General features: G+C 43.5%; 17 protein-coding genes. 11 read left to right on the top strand and 6 right to left on the bottom strand.

What is annotated here, in order from left to right; translation table 11 throughout:
• Nucleotides 1–60: 60 nt before the first annotated feature.
• Nucleotides 61–543 carry a DUF2244 domain-containing protein gene (locus tag ACM0P2_RS12835; protein ID WP_105929315.1) on the bottom strand — a complete coding sequence of 161 codons (483 nt, stop codon included), beginning with the start codon at nt 541–543 and terminating at the stop codon, nt 61–63.
• A 149-nt stretch (nt 544–692) separates the two neighbouring features.
• Between ACM0P2_RS12835 and ACM0P2_RS12830 the strand changes: the two genes are divergently transcribed.
• The 3 genes from ACM0P2_RS12830 (at nt 693) to ACM0P2_RS12820 (ending at nt 3,434) form a co-directional block, all read left to right on the top strand.
• Nucleotides 693–1,604 (top strand): sulfite exporter TauE/SafE family protein, encoded by a 912-nt coding sequence (locus ACM0P2_RS12830; RefSeq protein ID WP_159117501.1) that lies wholly within the window; start codon nt 693–695, stop codon nt 1,602–1,604.
• Nucleotides 1,605–1,706: 102 nt separating this feature from the next.
• On the top strand, nt 1,707–3,011 hold the full coding sequence (locus ACM0P2_RS12825; RefSeq protein WP_159117502.1) for an alpha-amylase family glycosyl hydrolase: 1,305 nt from the start codon (nt 1,707–1,709) through the stop codon (nt 3,009–3,011).
• 201 nt (nt 3,012–3,212) lie between these two features.
• A complete protein-coding gene (locus ACM0P2_RS12820; RefSeq protein ID WP_173360200.1) occupies nt 3,213–3,434 on the top strand; it encodes a hypothetical protein in 222 nt (73 codons plus the stop codon).
• A 73-nt stretch (nt 3,435–3,507) separates the two neighbouring features.
• On the opposite strand, the gene ACM0P2_RS12815 is transcribed toward ACM0P2_RS12820, so the two are convergent.
• The 4 genes from ACM0P2_RS12815 to ACM0P2_RS12800 all read right to left on the bottom strand — a co-directional run bounded on the left by ACM0P2_RS12815 (nt 3,508) and on the right by ACM0P2_RS12800 (nt 6,863).
• A complete protein-coding gene (locus ACM0P2_RS12815; RefSeq protein ID WP_419226672.1) occupies nt 3,508–3,984 on the bottom strand; it encodes a GFA family protein in 477 nt (158 codons plus the stop codon).
• 174 nt (nt 3,985–4,158) lie between these two features.
• The gene (locus ACM0P2_RS12810) at nt 4,159–4,770 is read right to left on the bottom strand and encodes a phosphatase PAP2 family protein (protein WP_173360199.1); all 612 of its coding nucleotides are present in this window, start codon (nt 4,768–4,770) and stop codon (nt 4,159–4,161) included.
• A gap of 148 nt (nt 4,771–4,918) precedes the next feature.
• A complete protein-coding gene (locus tag ACM0P2_RS12805) occupies nt 4,919–5,563 on the bottom strand; it encodes a calcium-binding protein (RefSeq protein ID WP_173360198.1) in 645 nt (214 codons plus the stop codon).
• Between the two features lie 241 nt (nt 5,564–5,804).
• Entirely contained in the window at nt 5,805–6,863 is a 1,059-nt protein-coding gene (locus ACM0P2_RS12800) for an aromatic ring-hydroxylating oxygenase subunit alpha (protein ID WP_173360197.1), read from the bottom strand.
• A 162-nt stretch (nt 6,864–7,025) separates the two neighbouring features.
• On the opposite strand from ACM0P2_RS12800, the gene ACM0P2_RS12795 reads away from it, so the two are divergent.
• Together ACM0P2_RS12795 and ACM0P2_RS12790 are read left to right on the top strand one after the other, a co-directional pair.
• Nucleotides 7,026–7,946: a cation diffusion facilitator family transporter gene (locus ACM0P2_RS12795; RefSeq protein WP_173360216.1), complete on the top strand. Its 921-nt coding sequence runs from the start codon at nt 7,026–7,028 to the stop codon at nt 7,944–7,946.
• A 203-nt stretch (nt 7,947–8,149) separates the two neighbouring features.
• The gene (locus tag ACM0P2_RS12790; protein WP_159117508.1) at nt 8,150–8,482 is read left to right on the top strand and encodes a hypothetical protein; all 333 of its coding nucleotides are present in this window, start codon (nt 8,150–8,152) and stop codon (nt 8,480–8,482) included.
• A gap of 87 nt (nt 8,483–8,569) precedes the next feature.
• Here ACM0P2_RS12790 and ACM0P2_RS12785 read toward each other — a convergent pair whose 3' ends face one another.
• Nucleotides 8,570–8,794 carry a hypothetical protein gene (locus ACM0P2_RS12785; protein ID WP_159117509.1) on the bottom strand — a complete coding sequence of 75 codons (225 nt, stop codon included), beginning with the start codon at nt 8,792–8,794 and terminating at the stop codon, nt 8,570–8,572.
• Nucleotides 8,795–9,006: 212 nt separating this feature from the next.
• On the opposite strand from ACM0P2_RS12785, the gene ACM0P2_RS12780 reads away from it, so the two are divergent.
• The 6 genes from ACM0P2_RS12780 (at nt 9,007) to fadD (ending at nt 15,940) form a co-directional block, all read left to right on the top strand.
• Nucleotides 9,007–10,926, top strand: coding sequence for an ATP-dependent DNA helicase (locus tag ACM0P2_RS12780; RefSeq protein ID WP_120958883.1), 1,920 nt, complete (start codon nt 9,007–9,009; stop codon nt 10,924–10,926).
• Between the two features lie 77 nt (nt 10,927–11,003).
• Entirely contained in the window at nt 11,004–11,717 is a 714-nt protein-coding gene (gene tsaB / locus ACM0P2_RS12775) for a tRNA (adenosine(37)-N6)-threonylcarbamoyltransferase complex dimerization subunit type 1 TsaB (protein WP_159117510.1), read from the top strand.
• 80 nt (nt 11,718–11,797) lie between these two features.
• Nucleotides 11,798–12,091 (top strand): hypothetical protein, encoded by a 294-nt coding sequence (locus ACM0P2_RS12770; RefSeq protein WP_159117511.1) that lies wholly within the window; start codon nt 11,798–11,800, stop codon nt 12,089–12,091.
• A 447-nt stretch (nt 12,092–12,538) separates the two neighbouring features.
• On the top strand, nt 12,539–13,231 hold the full coding sequence (locus tag ACM0P2_RS12765) for a Slp family lipoprotein (RefSeq protein WP_159117512.1): 693 nt from the start codon (nt 12,539–12,541) through the stop codon (nt 13,229–13,231).
• Between the two features lie 95 nt (nt 13,232–13,326).
• A complete protein-coding gene (locus ACM0P2_RS12760) occupies nt 13,327–14,166 on the top strand; it encodes an alpha/beta fold hydrolase (RefSeq protein ID WP_159117513.1) in 840 nt (279 codons plus the stop codon).
• Nucleotides 14,167–14,287: 121 nt separating this feature from the next.
• On the top strand, nt 14,288–15,940 hold the full coding sequence (gene fadD / locus ACM0P2_RS12755) for a long-chain-fatty-acid--CoA ligase FadD (RefSeq protein ID WP_159117514.1): 1,653 nt from the start codon (nt 14,288–14,290) through the stop codon (nt 15,938–15,940).
• Nucleotides 15,941–16,000: the final 60 nt, after the last annotated feature.

The raw sequence follows: 16,000 nt of genomic DNA, 5'->3' as shown, positions 1-16,000 counted from the left end.
TGTGTCATAGTCTCAGCGCAAAGGCGTCAAGCATTTTAGTTTCTTTAGTTTTAGAACTAATCACCACCACTTGTTCGTACATATCATTATTCCCGTTGTCTTCAAGCTATCGTGTACGCGCTGCTTATCATCCGCGTTTAAAAAAGCACCAAGCTCAAACTGTTGAAGGTGGGTTTGCAGTACCAATCGGGGAAGGCGCTTTTTTTCAGTATCTTTGAAAAAATAAAGGGATGTGTCGTGGCGAGGAAAACGCAAATGGGCGCCATTTGAACATTGAACAAAAATAGTTTGAGGGGAAATTAGCACCGTTTGCCATTGGTAGGTGGCTTTTGAAACCAAATACATAATGAGTGTCAGTAACCCTACTTCTATTCCAGCAAATGGTAAAATGACCCATGCGCCCGCAAATGCCCACGCGATGGCAATTGAGCTTATAAACAGCCCGAAGCTTGCCATAAGAAATTTCGTTTGTTGCCATGTTGCCGAGCGATTTGGCGAAAGGTGCAGTTGCACCTGCTGCTCAAATGTAGATACTTCAACCATGTTTTTACAAAATGCTGTATACGATAATTGTGTAAGTAAAAGCTTATACGCGATGTAACAACAATAGTTTGAAATTTGTACAAATGCGATTTGCTATTTAGTGCATTTAGCTTGTAACCGAATATTGTCGTATTTTTTTAAGGACCATTGTGACTTCTTTTATCAAGCGAAACCCCGGCAAGAAATTACTGCTTGGCACCTTGTTATGTGCTTGGATAATCTTATTACTCGCCCAGCCTTCTACTTTAGAACTCATTAAAGATTATGGCCTGTTCGGTGGGCTTGGAGTGATTGGCGCTATTTTTGCGAATGCTACTGGTGCTGGTGGTGGCGTTGTCTTTGTGCCGTTTTTTAATTACTTACTGTTTTCGCCACAAAGCGTGGTGGCGACGAGTTTTGCCATTCAGTGCTGCGGTATGACGGCAGGAGCGCTGACGTGGGCCACCTATTTTAGACGGCAACACCGCCATGACGATTATTGGAAAGCGCTACCAAGCGCATTAATGCTGTCGGTTCCTGCGTCGATTTGTGGAATAGGATTCGCTCAATATTCTTCACAAAGTACGCGATTACTTGAGCAATTTTGGGGCGGGGCTAACAACCTGCATATCGCTTTTGGAAGTTTTTCCATCTTACTAGCGGTAGCGATTTTCGCTTCTATTCCGCTGATGAAGCGTACACATTTCGAAAAAGATCTCTCCACAAAAGATTTAGTGTTGCTGCCATTCATCGGCTTTGTCGGAGGAATTATTACGGCGTGGCTATCAGTAGGCGTGGGGGAACTTGTTGCAGTATACCTAATTATTCGTGGCTTTAACGTAACTATGTCCATCGCTATCGCCGTCATTTTATCTGCCTTTACTGTGTGGTCATCCTTGCCTTATCACGTATTTATTAGCGACGCTATTGTGTGGCATGTGGTCTTGTTTGCCGGTGCGGGGGCCATCGTGGGTGGAATGATAGCCAAATACGTGGTTTTGGCATTCTCTGTACAGCGATTAAAACTTTTTTTCGGCATGTGGGTACTTATTTTAGGTATGACGAGTTTACCTATATTTTAAGCCGCTCAATTAACGGTATTTAAGTGACTGACAGGTTACGAACTAACAGTTACCCCAGACGCAAACTCAGTTTTCAATTTCGCATGAACAAGGAAAGATAATATGGATATCAATCCTGAACCTCAGAAACGCTACAACGTTTTGCAGCCACAATGGTCTTCGCATGCTGTCATCTATCAGGTGAACACGCGGCAATTTTCGAAAAAAGGAAATTTTGACGGGGTAAGAGAAGGGCTAGCTCACATAAAGTCTCTTGGAGCAGATATTGTCTGGTTAATGCCTATACATCCTATTGGTGAAAAAAATCGCAAAGGTGAGCTGGGAAGCCCTTATGCGGTTAAAGACTATTTAGCAGTAAATCCAGAATTCGGAACTGAAAAGGATTTTAAAGCACTGGTAGATGAGGCACATCGATTATCGTTAAAGATAATTATCGACTGGGTGCCAAACCACAGCGCGTGGGATAATCCTTTAGTAGACCAATACCCAGAATGGTACGCCAAAGATTATAAAGGAGACTTTCGTCCTTCTCCTTGGTGGGATTGGAGTGACATTATTGAGTTTGATTATGAGCAGGTCGGTTTAAGAAAATACATGATTGAGGCTCTATGCTACTGGGTCGAGACCTTTGATATTGACGGCTTTCGTTGTGATGTTGCGGGCTATGTACCCAATGATTTTTGGCAGCAAGCGGTAAGAGAATTAAACGCCATTAAACCTGTATTTATGTTGGCTGAATGGGAAAATCGCGATTTACATGAAAAGGCTTTCAATATGACGTATGCATGGAGCTGGAACGAGACGCTTCATGAGCTAGCATATGGTCGATGCTCACTTGATAGGCTGCGTAAATACTATTCGTGGAACGAGAGAAGCTGGCCGCATTCCGCTTATAGAATGACGTTTGTTAGCAATCACGATAAAAACGCGTGGGACGGCACACATCGTGAGCAGTTCGGTGATGCGCTTGAGGCATGTATTGCCCTTTCTGTATTGGGTGAGGGCATGCCACTAATACACAACGGGCAGGAAGCTGGTGAAACGAAACGGCTAGCTTTTTTTAAGCGAGATCCTATCGATTGGCAAGAGCATGAGATTGGTGCGTTGTACCGCAAACTGATAGCGCTTAAAAAATCTAAAGCGGTATTGGGGAACGGAGAATTTGGAAAAAGAATGATTCAAGTTCCAAACTCCAATATGGATAAAGTGTTTAGCTTTGTACGCCATAACGAAGACGAAAAAGTGTTTGTGTTCATCAATTTTTCTCGCGAGCAAGTAGACGTTATGTTCGCAGAACCTTTGTTTGAAGGTGAGTATGCACATTGGGATTCTGGTGAACGTATCACTTTTAATGCTGACTCATCTATCAAGCTTGGGCCATGGGAATTTCAAATTTGGGTAGCCTAGTAGGGCTGGCTATTTATCGGCTACGGTTTAGATGGTAGAAGATGAACGTGGTGCTGGTGATGGCTTTTAGTGCTTTGAATCCTTTACATTAAGACAGCATTTATCGAAATACACTGATCGATATGAGTCTTGCTCAACTACAAAACGCAAATGAACGTTCATCATGCTAGTTTACGCTCGAACACACATTAAGGACACCGTATGACTTCTAAAGAATCAAACGATAAAACAACCGATCGCTCCCTAGGGAATTTTGCTGCCGTTAAAACCTCGATCGCAAATGGTGATACTGAGGGAGTAAAGGCGCGATTAGAGGGAAATGCGCTTGATAAGCTTGAAAAAGATTACCTTATTGACCTTGCAAGATTAAGCGGGAATACTGAAATAGTGGGCATTATAGAGGCCGTTCCGGTCAGCGATTAAATTTGAGAGCCAGAAGACGGGGAGCAATTGTAACTTAGTATTCTAGGCAAAAATTTATTTTCAAAATGCTTTGCTACTCAGGCAAACCTTCAAGCTTTATTATGTTTACTACATTACTTTCCCAAGACGCTTTGCTGGACATAAAGATATGAGCAGTAGGTATTACTGCTACATCAGTGTCCAGACATCCCGCCGGTACAACTAGTATTCCTGAGGGGTGGTTGTTTGGAAGCGCCGTCCCGCAATCCTTACAGAAGCTCTTTTGGTGTTGGCTTCCGGCAAGTGTAAACGACGAGATGTTATCTTCACCTGAACACCAAATTAGCTTGCCCGTCTGACAAAAAAGGTTAGCAGCAAAGGCGGAACCTGTGTCTTTTTGACAATACTTACAGTGACACAAATAGAAACTCTCGAATTCAGCTTCAATCTCAAAAGCTACTGCACCACATAGGCAAGAACCAACATAATTAGTCATAACGTTTCCTGTATCAGACGGAAGTAAAGGCAAGGTTCGCATGCCGAACTCTGCGCTAGCTAAGTATTTACGCATGAACTCGTATCTTTCAAGTACTATTTTTCAACGTACTTGATGCCCTGTGGGCGCCAGGAAAATGGATCGAATCGGCCTTTCTTACTGCTGGAGTAGGGCGCACAGGTGTAAACGAATAGAAGGGGCTAACGACATGTTAGCCCTGAATAATGCACGTTTGCCCTGTGTAACATTTTAAATGTGGGGGCGCTTTTTAACTAACTGCTTAGTTTCAGCTATTACGGGTTTTTCTAACTTAGAAACCGCATAGGCAACACCAAACCCCAAACAGCTACCCACTAGCACATCGGATAGGTGGTGGGCATCTCGCATAGTTCTAGACTTTCCAATTACTGCGGTTGCTGCAAGCCCAGCCGCAGACGCTAAAAGCAATGGGCCTGAAGAACGGGGTATAGAGCCTGCTACAGCTGCTATTGCACTGGCGTGGCCTGATGGCATGGCGTTGTATTTGTCTTTCAACGCTGGCCCCTTAAATGCCGGCCCTGATTCTGCCCGGGGGCGTTTCCGGCCAATTAGCCGTTTAAGGCCCGCATTCAATAAGCCTGCAACCGACGCTGATATCGTGGATTTTAGAAGAAACCGCTGTAGTTTCGGCGTATTTGAAAATGTTGAAAGCGTGTAAGCTGCGCCAGTAATTGCCGCGACGGAAGGGGGAGTGGTCGCTTTGCTCAGTGTGTCGGAAGTAATTAAGCTTCCTATACCAGGAGTTGATTTATCCCGTCTCCTGTTTATTTTGGTTAGGGTTTTAAATGCCAGTAAGCTTTTTATGCTTGTAGAAAGTAACATGATTGATTCCTTAAAAATTCACGGTGAAGCACAGCAATCCGCTTGCTGCCAATGCGGTAAGATTCACTCACAGATTCGAATACTCACTTCAAGTAACGGGTCTTGTAAGTGAAAAAAGCCGCAGATGCGGCTTTTTTATCTATTTGAATTACTCTTCAGAATCATTCTTCATGCTTTGATACTGGGTATATTCTATACGCGTGATGAGTTCATCATTGTTAGAATCAATGTCATCAAAATCACGGGTTACGCCGCTTCGCGATGCTTCAGCTTTAGTAAGTGCACCGTCGTTATTTGAATCCATCATTTCAAATTTGCTCTCGGCAATTACTGTCTGTTCTGCTTTTACATCAATTTCCTTTTCAATGACTTTCTCATTTACTTCTGTCTCGGTGGTAGCCTGCAGTTCATGGGTCATTTTCTTGTCCTTCACCGAGCTCACTTGTTCGTCAATTTCACTGTCAACCGCTACATACGTTTCCATTGTTCCTTCTTCATGGATACTTTCTTGTTCCGCTCGTGCTGAAGAAACAACATCACCGTCGAAATGTTGAGGATATCTATCAATATGAGCGTCAAATTCCTTCATTGAAAGTTGCGTATCTGCGTTCTTATCGATTCGCGTAAAGTGCGCAAAAATATCACTGTCTTTAGCTTCTGCTCGCGATATATATCCATTGCCGTCTTTATCTAAATTCGCGAATGATGAGTCTATTTTTTCCATATCATCACCGGCAAATGCCATAGTAGAAAGTGCTGTACTGATAAGTGTTGCGATTGTTAACTTTTTCATATCTTGCTCCTTGGTTTACGGCCTCCATACTGCTCTAAAACGGAGGAGAGAATTCTATATGAGTGATTCACAGTACATGCCATTCTAGAAAAATATATATTTTTCATTTAGATAGGATTCTTGGCGTCGTCACGGCGCTGGCGATAATTGTGATAAATTTAGGAATTTCTGAAAAAGTTACTCGGTATCGTTAATAAAAAGTGAACAGCCTTGTTCAGCTCGTCGTTAATCACACTAGCTACTATTCACTGCCGGCCAACCAGTTGTAGAAGTGGGCTACTCCAGCTTCTAAAAAAGGTTCAATAGGGCCGTGTTCTTCTTCACCAGTTGAAAACAACGCTCGCCGCCCCTTTTCTAACAACAGGCAGGCTTCTTCGTCTTCTACAGCTGTTTCCATGTAAGCGCGCTTTTCTGCAGTAAAGTAGTGTGGCATGGTTTCATACAGTGATTTTGAATAGTAAAATTCTACGTGGTTTGTGCATGCATCTGCGCCCTTGGGGTAGATGGTGCTGACTACAATAATGTCTGGGTACCATTCAATCATGATGTTAGGGTATAAAAAGCACCAAATTGCGCCATATTTTGGAAGCGTATTACCATAGCAGCTCAAAAGTGCATCTTGGAATTCGCGATAATTGTCGGTAGTACGTTTCGTAAGCTCGCGACCCAGCCCTACTTTTTGTATTGAGAAGTCCTCACCAAACGACCATTCTAAGTCATCTGCTTTTACGAATTGGCGGAGCCCAGGGTGCATTGAATAAACATGATAATTTTCAAGGTATATTTCTACAAAGGTCTTCCAATTGAATTTGTATTCAGCTGTTTCAGAACCTGCATAGAAATAGCCAGTAAAGTCTAGGTACTCGTCTAGTCCAAGTGAAGTCAGATCTAGTTGAGGAGCACGGCCGCGAAACAACAGGCCGTTCCATGTTGTTAGTGATTCTTTTTTTAACTGTCCATTAGGGGCATCCTTAAAGTGAGGCGTGCCTTTTAACAGCCCTGTGTTGTCATAACCCCAGCAGTGCAATTTGCATACGATATTTCGGGTTCGACCATTTCCTTCAAGTAGTTTGGCCTGTCGGTGTAAACAAACGTTAGATATAAGTTCATAGCTCTCGCCCTGATTAAAAAGTGCATAACGGTCGTTAAAATGTGGCAATACTTGATAGCTAAACTTCTCGGGCACCATTAACGAGTGGCCTGCATATGCAACTCCGCGAGAGAAAGCTTGCTGGACTTCCTTATGGCTTTCGTCAGCATCAAAGTAACTTTTAATGGAAGGATGAGTAATGATTTTCATAGTTTAAAAGGTGGCCTAAAAACGCATCGCGTTACGTCGATTTTATATAGGCGCTATTTATCACTGAATTGGTTAAAAAAATAGCAATATTTTTCATTGAGCCACTATTTTTTTTAAAATATCAGAGTAGAATCCGCGCACCCTAATTTTGTAGTGACTTTCATGGACATTGGTTTCCATCACTCTGAAGAAAAGCGCTTGCTCACGCTTTCCTTTTACATCGCCGGCGTTTTTGTTTTTGTTGCACTCGGTTTCGCTATTGCAACTCACTCAGGCGCAATTTTATTCGATGCGGCGTACTCCTTAATTGCATTTGTTATGTCAACGTTAACGCTTAAAGTAGCGAGTCTAGTTCAGCGCCCAGACGACGACCGCTTTCATTTCGGCTACACCGCAATTGAACCTACTTTAAACATGTTCAAGTCGCTGATTATTATAGCTACTTGCATGTATGCCGTAGCGAGCTCTATTCAAAGTGTTATCGCAGGTGGCAACCCTTCCAACTATGACATTGGTATGTTTTACGGTGTGGTAGCAACCGCAGGCTGCTTTGGCATTTCGTTTTATATGCGTATTAAAGGGAAACACTTACTGTCAGACTTAGTCAGGGTAGATTCGCATACTTGGATGATCGATGGAGTGTTAAGCGCATCTATACTCCTCGCTTTCATTTTGGCGTACGGTCTTGAGGGGACGCAATATAGTATGCTTGCGCCCTACGTCGACCCGGTACTCCTCATCGTTCTTGGCTCAGCGATGTTGCCCGTGCCATTTAAAATTTTGCGGGAAAGCCTTAATGAGGTAATAAATAAAGCGCCGCCCGAAGCTATCTCGGCTGTAATTGAGAAAAAGTTTAAAAAGACGTTGGCTGACGTCCCTTACGAGCATGTTGAAGTTCGCATAAGTAAGCGCGGGAGAGATATGTATTTGTTAGTTCATATCATTGTGGATGATGCATTTTCTATCGCGACTATAAGTGATTTAGACGAAATCAGGCTCAAATGCGAAGCCGAGATGCGAGAGTGGGATCCGTCTATCATCATGGATATTTTATTTATTAAAGATCCCGAATTAGCGGAGTAAATTTTTGTTAGTGCTAGCATACTTACTTTGTGAGCGGTTTAATTTACCGCGCCAAATGCTGAACGTCTTAACAGAATGAAGCTAACTTATGTCATCGAGTTTAAAGTAGGGGATGTAAGTAATTTCGCAATCACAGTAAGGCTTTACTGGCTAATTACGCGAACATTTCCGATAATCAAGTTTTTAAGTCATGCGAATGTGTAATGGAAACTCGACTGCCCCTTTATAAAAAATTGCTGGTTATGTATCGAATTGAGCCGGGGTGTCTTGGGCCGCAGGGCGCTGATTACGTCGAGGAATTTTGTGTTTTCGCTAAACAAAAGCTTAAAGACAGGCATAGCCATTGTTTACGATGGGCAATTAAACCTCGCTATGACAAATCCTTGCCCGAGTTAGAGTTTCAGATAAAAAACGGAACTTTGTCTCGCGACAATGCAGCTAAGTATATGACACGTTTCGATATAGACATAGATGGGTTTGAAGAAGCGCTGGATGAAGAACTTGCTGATTTGGTTGACGCGTTTTTCGAGCGATAAAGTAGGGAACAAAGGGCGAAAGCAAAAACACAAAGGCCTCGATATCTAAATCAAGGCCACTATATAACAGAGTGAAGTTTAGCTAGATTAATCTAAAGACGAAACTTTAGCATAGCCTTCTGCTTCTAATTCATCATTAACACACTCAAGAACAAATTCGTTCTCTGGCTTGCCTTTTGTTCCCTCTTCTTCAGCCACTTCCTGGCAGAATTGCGTCAGTTCTTCAACAAGCTCCGCAGGTGCCGTTTCTGATGCCATTGCTGTTAAAGAGAACGCCATTGCAGTTAAACCGATTAAGACTAAACCCTTCATAATTACCTCGTAAAATAGTTGAGTGTAAACACTTACGAGCTGGATATTGCGCTCACTTTTCAGGTTAAAAAAGCTAATTTTTTTGCTCCAGAAGACAAAATCTTTTCATCAAATATTCACTACCCAAATGTGCAAAGCTTTAATGGGCATTCAATAGGCTTTTTGGCATAATGCGCGGCCGAGATTAGAAAAGTAATGACAGCGCCTAAACCATGCCAACAATAAACAATGTATTTTCTTCAGATGGTCTTCTTGCTAGCACCATCAAAGGTTTTGTTCCTCGTGAGGCGCAAACAGAAATGGCTAAGGCGGTTAAGCGCGCAATAGATACCACAGGCAGTTTGATTGTAGAAGCGGGTACAGGTACGGGGAAAACCTTTGCTTACCTTGCGCCTGCGTTATTAAGCGATGGAAAAGCTATTGTTTCTACCGGAACGAAAAATCTACAAGAGCAGTTATTTCACCGCGATTTACCACTCGTGAAGAAAGCCCTTGGCAGTAAGCGCAAAACTGCGCTATTGAAAGGCCGGTCAAACTACCTTTGTCTTCACCGTCTTGCTCAACACGGCGGCAATTCCACCCTGGTCGAAAAAGAGGTGTTAGGGCAGCTTTCAGAAGTGAAGCGGTGGTCTAGTACAACGAAAACGGGTGACATGGGCGAGCTGAAGACCCTTCCAGAAGATGCGCGCGTGCTGCCGTTAGTAACCTCTACAGTAGACAATTGCTTGGGGCGCGACTGTCCAGATTATGAAGATTGCTATCTAGTGAAAGCGCGTAGAAAGGCTTTGGACGCCGATATTATTGTGGTCAATCACCACCTGTTTTTCGCCGATATGGCACTTAAAGACACAGGGTTTGGCGAACTTATTCCTGAAGCCGATGCAATTATCTTTGATGAGGCTCATCAAATTCCCGACATTGCCAGTGATTATTTCGGCGAGTCGCTTTCAACGCGACAGATTCACGACATAGCTAAAGATATAACTCTACTATTTAGAACAGTGTTAAAAGATGCGGGGCAGCTAGATAAAGCGGCCGACAAATGCAGAATGATCGCATCTGATTTGCGCCTTCTGTTTCCTGATACAGCAGAGCGAGGGAACTGGGCGGAAGCGTTAGACCGTGACGACGTACGCATGCAGGTGGGTAAGCTTGCCGAAGCTCTCGGCGTGTTGCACGAGGTGTGTAAACTGCATATTGGTCGGGACAAAGACTTAGATAATATGTATGAGCGTGTGGTGGCGGCAAGAGAGCAACTTGATGCACTCAGCGACAATAAGCAGGAAAACGTGAGTTTGTGGTATGAAACAACCCAACGCCATTTGATTATGCATCTAACTCCGTTATCTATTGCTGCGAAATTCAGGCGATTCGTATCTTCACCGCCTCGCGGGTGGATTTTTACTTCAGCGACGTTAATGGTTAATGGCGGTTTCGAACACTTTCAGCGACGAATGGGTTTGGAAGATGCAGAAACACTAGGCTTAGATAGCCCATTTAATTATCCTGAACAGGCTATGTTGTGCGTGCCACGCTATTTGCCAGAGCCTAATAGCTATGCAATGCGTGAAACCTTACTGGAAACGGCGAAGCGTTTAATCAAAGCAAGCCGAGGGCGGTGCTTTTTATTATTCACCAGTCACGCCATGCTAAGAGAAATAGCTCAAAAGCTAGAAGATGAGATAGACAATCCACTACTCGTGCAAGGGACAACAACGAAACAGGCATTGCTCGATGCGTATTTAGCCGATGAAAAAGCGGTGCTTATGGGGACGGGAGCATTTTGGGAAGGCGTCGATGTGAGAGGAAACGACCTTGTCTGCGTTATGATTGATAAGCTGCCTTTCGCTTCGCCCGATGATCCGCTACTGCAGGCACGTATGGAAGATGTGAAAAAACGTGGGGCTAACCCTTTTGGTGTAATTCAGATCCCACAGGCTGTAATTACCCTTAAGCAAGGTGCAGGAAGATTAATTCGAGACCCTACAGATAAAGGCGTATTGGTTATTTGTGATAATCGCTTAGTCACGAAACCTTACGCTAAAACCTTTGTCGGAAGCTTGCCAGATATGAAGCGAACGAGAAGCTTAGATGAAGTAGAAAAATTTTTAGCCGGCATTGATGAAGCCTAAGTTAAAGCCCTAAATATCGGCTTCTTGGAAATTATAAGCAGAGGTCGATTTTAGGTTATACAACACAAGAGACATACATGAATATTTTAGCGATAGATACGGCAACCGAAGCATGTTCGGTAGCATTACAGCACAACGGAACACGTATTACCCGTTTTGAAATATGCCCACAGCAGCACAGTCAGCGTTTGCTTCCCATGGTTGACGAGGTATTAAAAGAAGCGAATATCACGTTAAATGACCTAGACTTACTCGCGTTCGGTCGGGGCCCTGGCAGTTTTACCGGGGTTCGTATAGCTACTGGCATGATACAAGGTTTAGCGCTTGGTACGGGGCTGAAGGTTGCCGGAATAAGCACGCTTGAAGCCATGGCGGTCGAGACTGCAGCCAAAATCAACGATGAAAGCGCAATTATTGCAGTAGCTTCGGATGCCCGCATGGATGAAGTTTACTTTGCCGTGTATTCTCACACTCCTGATGGCGTCTATCGAATAATTGATGAGCAGGTTTGTCCGCCTGAAAAGGCTTTGGAACAACTTGATTCAATGGACCAGGAAGTTAGCAAAAAAATTGTTACCGCAGGCTCCGGTTGGACTGCATATGAAAAGCTCAGCGAGTGGCGCGCAAATACATGTGGTGAAAGCCATGAAGACGTTTCCCTACCAAACGCAGAATATATGCTTAGCTTGGCATCAAAAGCGCAAGAGACTGGTGACGTGTTTGATGCAGTTAATGTAGAACCTGTTTATCTTCGAGACAAAGTGACGTGGAAAAAACTGCCGGGAAGATAATCCATATAAAAGTGGTTTGTAGCGTTTATGTGCTGCAAACCTATTATAATTTGGTACAAATTTTGCCTTAAAAACTTCGTATGATAATTAACAATAATTTTGCTTTACCGTCTTCAGAGCCTTCGCAGGGGCGGGTAGCTAAAATAAACAAAGACCCTGAGCAGCAAAGCAAAGGGCAAAGTGAATCGTCTGCCAGGGCGATCGTTGTTACGCCTGATAAACAAGGCACAGATAACGCAAAAGCATATCAGCAATTTATTCGCGAAGACGGCAATAATTATTCTCAAAACGCTATCGCCTCTTACACCAGTTTCGAAAAACAAGCGCAGCGAGAGTCAATTCGAGGAATGTTTGGCGTTGATATTTACGCCTAAAACGCAGATTTTTTAATTGCCTTGTAATGAACGTCACGGGCTTTTGTTAATGTATTCGCTTTACCTCCACTTTTTTACATGTAGTAGCGCACTGTAGTTAATCAAAACACTGTAGTTAATCAAAACACTTACGCAAAGATTACATTTTTGTTTAATTGTCTATGCGGACTAGTATTAACTGAACGAATGAATGGAAGGCAACTCTAAGATCTAGTTAATCTTGTATTAGCATAATTGTAATTGAACGGCAGTGGTTGTCGCTTCGTATTAATGCTAATGTTTAGATCAATAGCGTGTGCTTTTTCTTTTCAAGTTAAAGAGATACGAAAAACAACTTGTAGACCTGCTAAAGAAAATACATCGCTTTTTATCATGAAATTCAGGGTTTGCTTTGATTAAGTGCATTATTAACACGGCACTTTTTCCGGGGTTCAAAGGAGCGCTTTAATGTCTCGTTATTTAGTTTTACTCACAGTCTTCTTGTTTACCGGCTGTTCCATCGTACCTGATAGCATTGAGGTGCCAGAAGGCACGCAACTGGTCAGCTACTCAAAGGCGGTAACTTCAGGTGCCAATGCGCAAGGTCAGAAAGCGCGTTGGGGTGGTTTAATTGTCGGGGTAGAAAATAAACCTGACAAAACTTTTATTGAACTTGCTCATTTTCCGTTAAACCATTACGGCAAGCCCGGCACGAGTGGGGAAACCTCGGGGCGCTTTAAAGTTCAGATTGACGGATTTGTCGACCCCATTGTATTTGAAGAAGGTCGTTCGGCAACCTTTCTAGGTACTATTACCGCACCTACGATGGGTATGGTGGGTGAGCAACCCTATATTTATCCCACAATTATTGCCGATGATTACCACATGTGGCGCGACCGTGATGTTTATCACATGGATACTTTCGGATTTAATAGTTTCACAGGTTGGTATTCCCCATTTTGGGGCGGGGTGGGGCCATTTTATCACCCGTTTGGATGGCGCAATATGGGGTGGGGACATCCCGGATTTAGCCACACACGTATCATTCGGTATAGCAATGCGCCGAGCCGCTCTGCTATGCCTAGTACAAAAAAGGTAAGTGCTAAGTCCCAAAGCAGGGGAACGCGTTCGACCAATCAGACGAACCAGCAGCAAAAATAATTCACGTAACAGAAGGCGGCATAAAATTGCCGCCTTTTTTAATTTTTTCTGGCTAACATGGATTTGGGCGGCAATAGTCTGCCGGGAAGGACACTATGATTGAAACAGAATTTAATATTGGAAACCTCACTTTAGCGGCATTGGACAATCAAGGGGGCGGTAACGTCGTCATCGGATTGCACGGTTTTTTGGACAACGCAGAAAGTTTAAGGTTATTGGCACCTTATCTTCAAACTCACCGTTTCGTCGCGATTGACCTTGCTGGTCACGGTCGCTCGGGTCATCGAGCGGCAGGTGCCCACTATAACCAAGCTGACTATCTTCAGGATTTGTATGCATTAATAGAAACCCAAGGGTGGAAAGATGTGATTTTGCTAGGTCACTCTTTGGGTGGGATCTTGGCAAGTATGTTTGCTGCGCTGTTTCCTGAAAAAGTATCAGCGGTGATAAGTATTGATGCCTGTGGCCCCCTTACTGAATCTGAAGAAACGACACCGTCACAAATGCGTGAAGCTATTATTAGTCGCCATGCCAAGTCGCGCAATAAACTTCGTTTAGTCGATTTAGAGGACGCAGTAAAAGCAAGGTGCAAGATATCGGATATACCCGAAGAACACGCACGCTCAATTTTATCCAGAAACTTAACGCAGGATGCAGGCGGGCATTGTTTTTGGTCCAGCGATCCTAAACTTCGAACCAAATCTACTCTTAGACTTACAGAAAAACAGGCAGAATCGGTGATGCGTGCTATTGTATGCCCTGTACTTTTCATCGGTGCGTCTAACAGTTTTAAGAAACTAGACAGTGTGTTTTCGAAAAGAAAAGACTGGCTTTTAAATGCACAGTTCGAACGATTTGTAGGCGGCCACCATATTCACATGGAAAATACTGACGATATAGGGGTACTAATACGTCAATTTGTTGAGCAATTGTAAATTGTACCGTTTATTTTTTTTTACACTTCCTATACTATTCGCAAGTTATCAGACCAGTTACGTGAACGTGGCTCCCCATGCGTTCATCAAATAGTATAAGAATAAAGTAGAGGAGGTTTTGGTGGAAAAAACCTGGCTTAAGCATTACGACCCTCGCGTTTCCGCAGAAATTGATGCCGATCGCTATGCATCTGTAGTAGACATTTTCGAGCAGTCAGTAAAAAAGTTTAAAAATAAAGAAGCCTTCATTAACATGGGGCATTCAATTACGTTTGAAGAGTTAGATACCTTGTCTGCTCAATTTGCTGCTTATTTGCAGGCAAGCGGATTGAAGCGTGGTGACGCAGTGGCAATCATGATGCCAAACCTTCTTCAATATCCTATCGCCATGTTCGGTATTTTGCGCGCGGGTATGGTCGTGGTTAACGTTAACCCTCTTTACACCGCTCGTGAATTGAAGCATCAGCTTAATGATGCCAATGCTAAAGCCATCGTAATCGTCGAGAACTTTGCGTGTACCCTTGAAGAGGTTATTGCAGAGACGAATCTTCAAGAAGTTTTCCTAACCGCCTTGGGTGATATGCTGCCCGCACCAAAGCGTTGGATAGTTAACGCAGTAGTCAAATACGTTAAGAAAATGGTGCCCTCTTTCAATCTCCCTGAAACTACGTCTTTTATGTCAGCGGTTAAAAAAGGCCAGTCGCTGGAATATAAGCGTCCTGAAATTGATAGTGGCGATTTAGCGTTTCTCCAGTATACAGGTGGAACCACAGGGGTATCTAAAGGAGCAATGCTCACACACCGCAATATGGTGGCTAACCTTGAGCAGGTCTCAGGTATTTTAGAGACGGTGATTGAAGAAGGTGAAGATTTCGTAGTAACCGCACTTCCCCTTTACCATATCTTTGCGCTACTGGCGAATTGCCTTATGTTCGTTAAGTATGGTTGCCGCAACTTACTTATAACTAATCCTCGGGACATGCCTGCTTTCGTCAACGAATTAAGCAAGTACCCCTTCACTATCTTACCTGGCGTAAACACGCTTTTTAACGGCCTGCTAAATACCCCTGGGTTCGACGAATTAGACTTTAGCAAGTTCAAGTTTGGTTTAGGTGGCGGTATGGCCGTTCAGCGTCCTGTTGCTGAAAAGTGGGAAAAAGTAACTGGCACGGTACTACTGGAAGGTTACGGCCTTACAGAATGTTCACCTGTAGTTGCAGTAAACCCACCGCAAATCGAAGCTTATAAAGGCGCCATCGGTATGCCTGTTCCATCGACAGACATCAAACTACTTGATGATGACGGTAATCCCGTTGAAAAGGGAGAGCCGGGTGAATTGTGGGTGAAAGGTCCTCAGGTCATGAAAGGGTATTTGAACCGTCCAGAAGCAACAGAAGACATTCTTAAAGATGGATGGCTTGCAACAGGTGATATTGCAACGGTAGATGATGAAGGTTACTTCTATATTGTTGACCGTAAAAAGGATATGATCCTGGTATCAGGCTTTAACGTGTTTCCTAACGAAATCGAAGAAGTTGCCGCAATGCATGAAAATATTGTTGAAGCGGCAGCAGTGGGGGTTCCCCATGAAGTCAGTGGCGAAGTTGTTAAATTGTTTGTAGTTAAGAACAACGACGCCTTGACTGAAAAAGACGTTATCGCGCACTGTCGTAACCACTTAACGGGTTATAAGGTGCCTAAGCAAGTTGTTTTTAAAGACGACTTACCGAAAACCAATGTGGGTAAAATTCTGCGTCGGGAGCTTCGAGACTAATTCGAATGAAATAGTTTTGTGAAAGCCGGCGTTAGCCGGCTTTTTTATTACTGTGCAAAA

Origin of the sequence: Alteromonas sp. OM2203 (assembly GCF_048517045.1) — a bacterium.
Classification (GTDB): Bacteria; Pseudomonadota; Gammaproteobacteria; order Enterobacterales; family Alteromonadaceae; genus Alteromonas; species Alteromonas gracilis.
This window is presented reverse-complemented; position numbering and strand designations above follow the sequence as displayed.

What these genes read in the sequence shown, in the direction of transcription:
- ACM0P2_RS12835 (WP_105929315.1), bottom strand. Translation starts at nt 543, where the DNA reads ATGGTTGAAGTATCTACATTTGAGCAGCAGGTGCAACTGCACCTTTCG.
- ACM0P2_RS12825 (WP_159117502.1), top strand. Translation starts at nt 1,707, where the DNA reads ATGGATATCAATCCTGAACCTCAGAAACGCTACAACGTTTTGCAGCCA.
- ACM0P2_RS12820 (WP_173360200.1), top strand. Translation starts at nt 3,213, where the DNA reads ATGACTTCTAAAGAATCAAACGATAAAACAACCGATCGCTCCCTAGGG.
- ACM0P2_RS12815 (WP_419226672.1), bottom strand. Translation starts at nt 3,984, where the DNA reads ATGCGTAAATACTTAGCTAGCGCAGAGTTCGGCATGCGAACCTTGCCT.
- ACM0P2_RS12810 (WP_173360199.1), bottom strand. Translation starts at nt 4,770, where the DNA reads ATGTTACTTTCTACAAGCATAAAAAGCTTACTGGCATTTAAAACCCTA.
- ACM0P2_RS12805 (WP_173360198.1), bottom strand. Translation starts at nt 5,563, where the DNA reads ATGAAAAAGTTAACAATCGCAACACTTATCAGTACAGCACTTTCTACT.
- ACM0P2_RS12800 (WP_173360197.1), bottom strand. Translation starts at nt 6,863, where the DNA reads ATGAAAATCATTACTCATCCTTCCATTAAAAGTTACTTTGATGCTGAC.
- ACM0P2_RS12795 (WP_173360216.1), top strand. Translation starts at nt 7,026, where the DNA reads ATGGACATTGGTTTCCATCACTCTGAAGAAAAGCGCTTGCTCACGCTT.
- ACM0P2_RS12790 (WP_159117508.1), top strand. Translation starts at nt 8,150, where the DNA reads ATGGAAACTCGACTGCCCCTTTATAAAAAATTGCTGGTTATGTATCGA.
- ACM0P2_RS12785 (WP_159117509.1), bottom strand. Translation starts at nt 8,794, where the DNA reads ATGAAGGGTTTAGTCTTAATCGGTTTAACTGCAATGGCGTTCTCTTTA.
- ACM0P2_RS12780 (WP_120958883.1), top strand. Translation starts at nt 9,007, where the DNA reads ATGCCAACAATAAACAATGTATTTTCTTCAGATGGTCTTCTTGCTAGC.
- tsaB (WP_159117510.1), top strand. Translation starts at nt 11,004, where the DNA reads ATGAATATTTTAGCGATAGATACGGCAACCGAAGCATGTTCGGTAGCA.
- ACM0P2_RS12770 (WP_159117511.1), top strand. Translation starts at nt 11,798, where the DNA reads ATGATAATTAACAATAATTTTGCTTTACCGTCTTCAGAGCCTTCGCAG.
- ACM0P2_RS12765 (WP_159117512.1), top strand. Translation starts at nt 12,539, where the DNA reads ATGTCTCGTTATTTAGTTTTACTCACAGTCTTCTTGTTTACCGGCTGT.
- ACM0P2_RS12760 (WP_159117513.1), top strand. Translation starts at nt 13,327, where the DNA reads ATGATTGAAACAGAATTTAATATTGGAAACCTCACTTTAGCGGCATTG.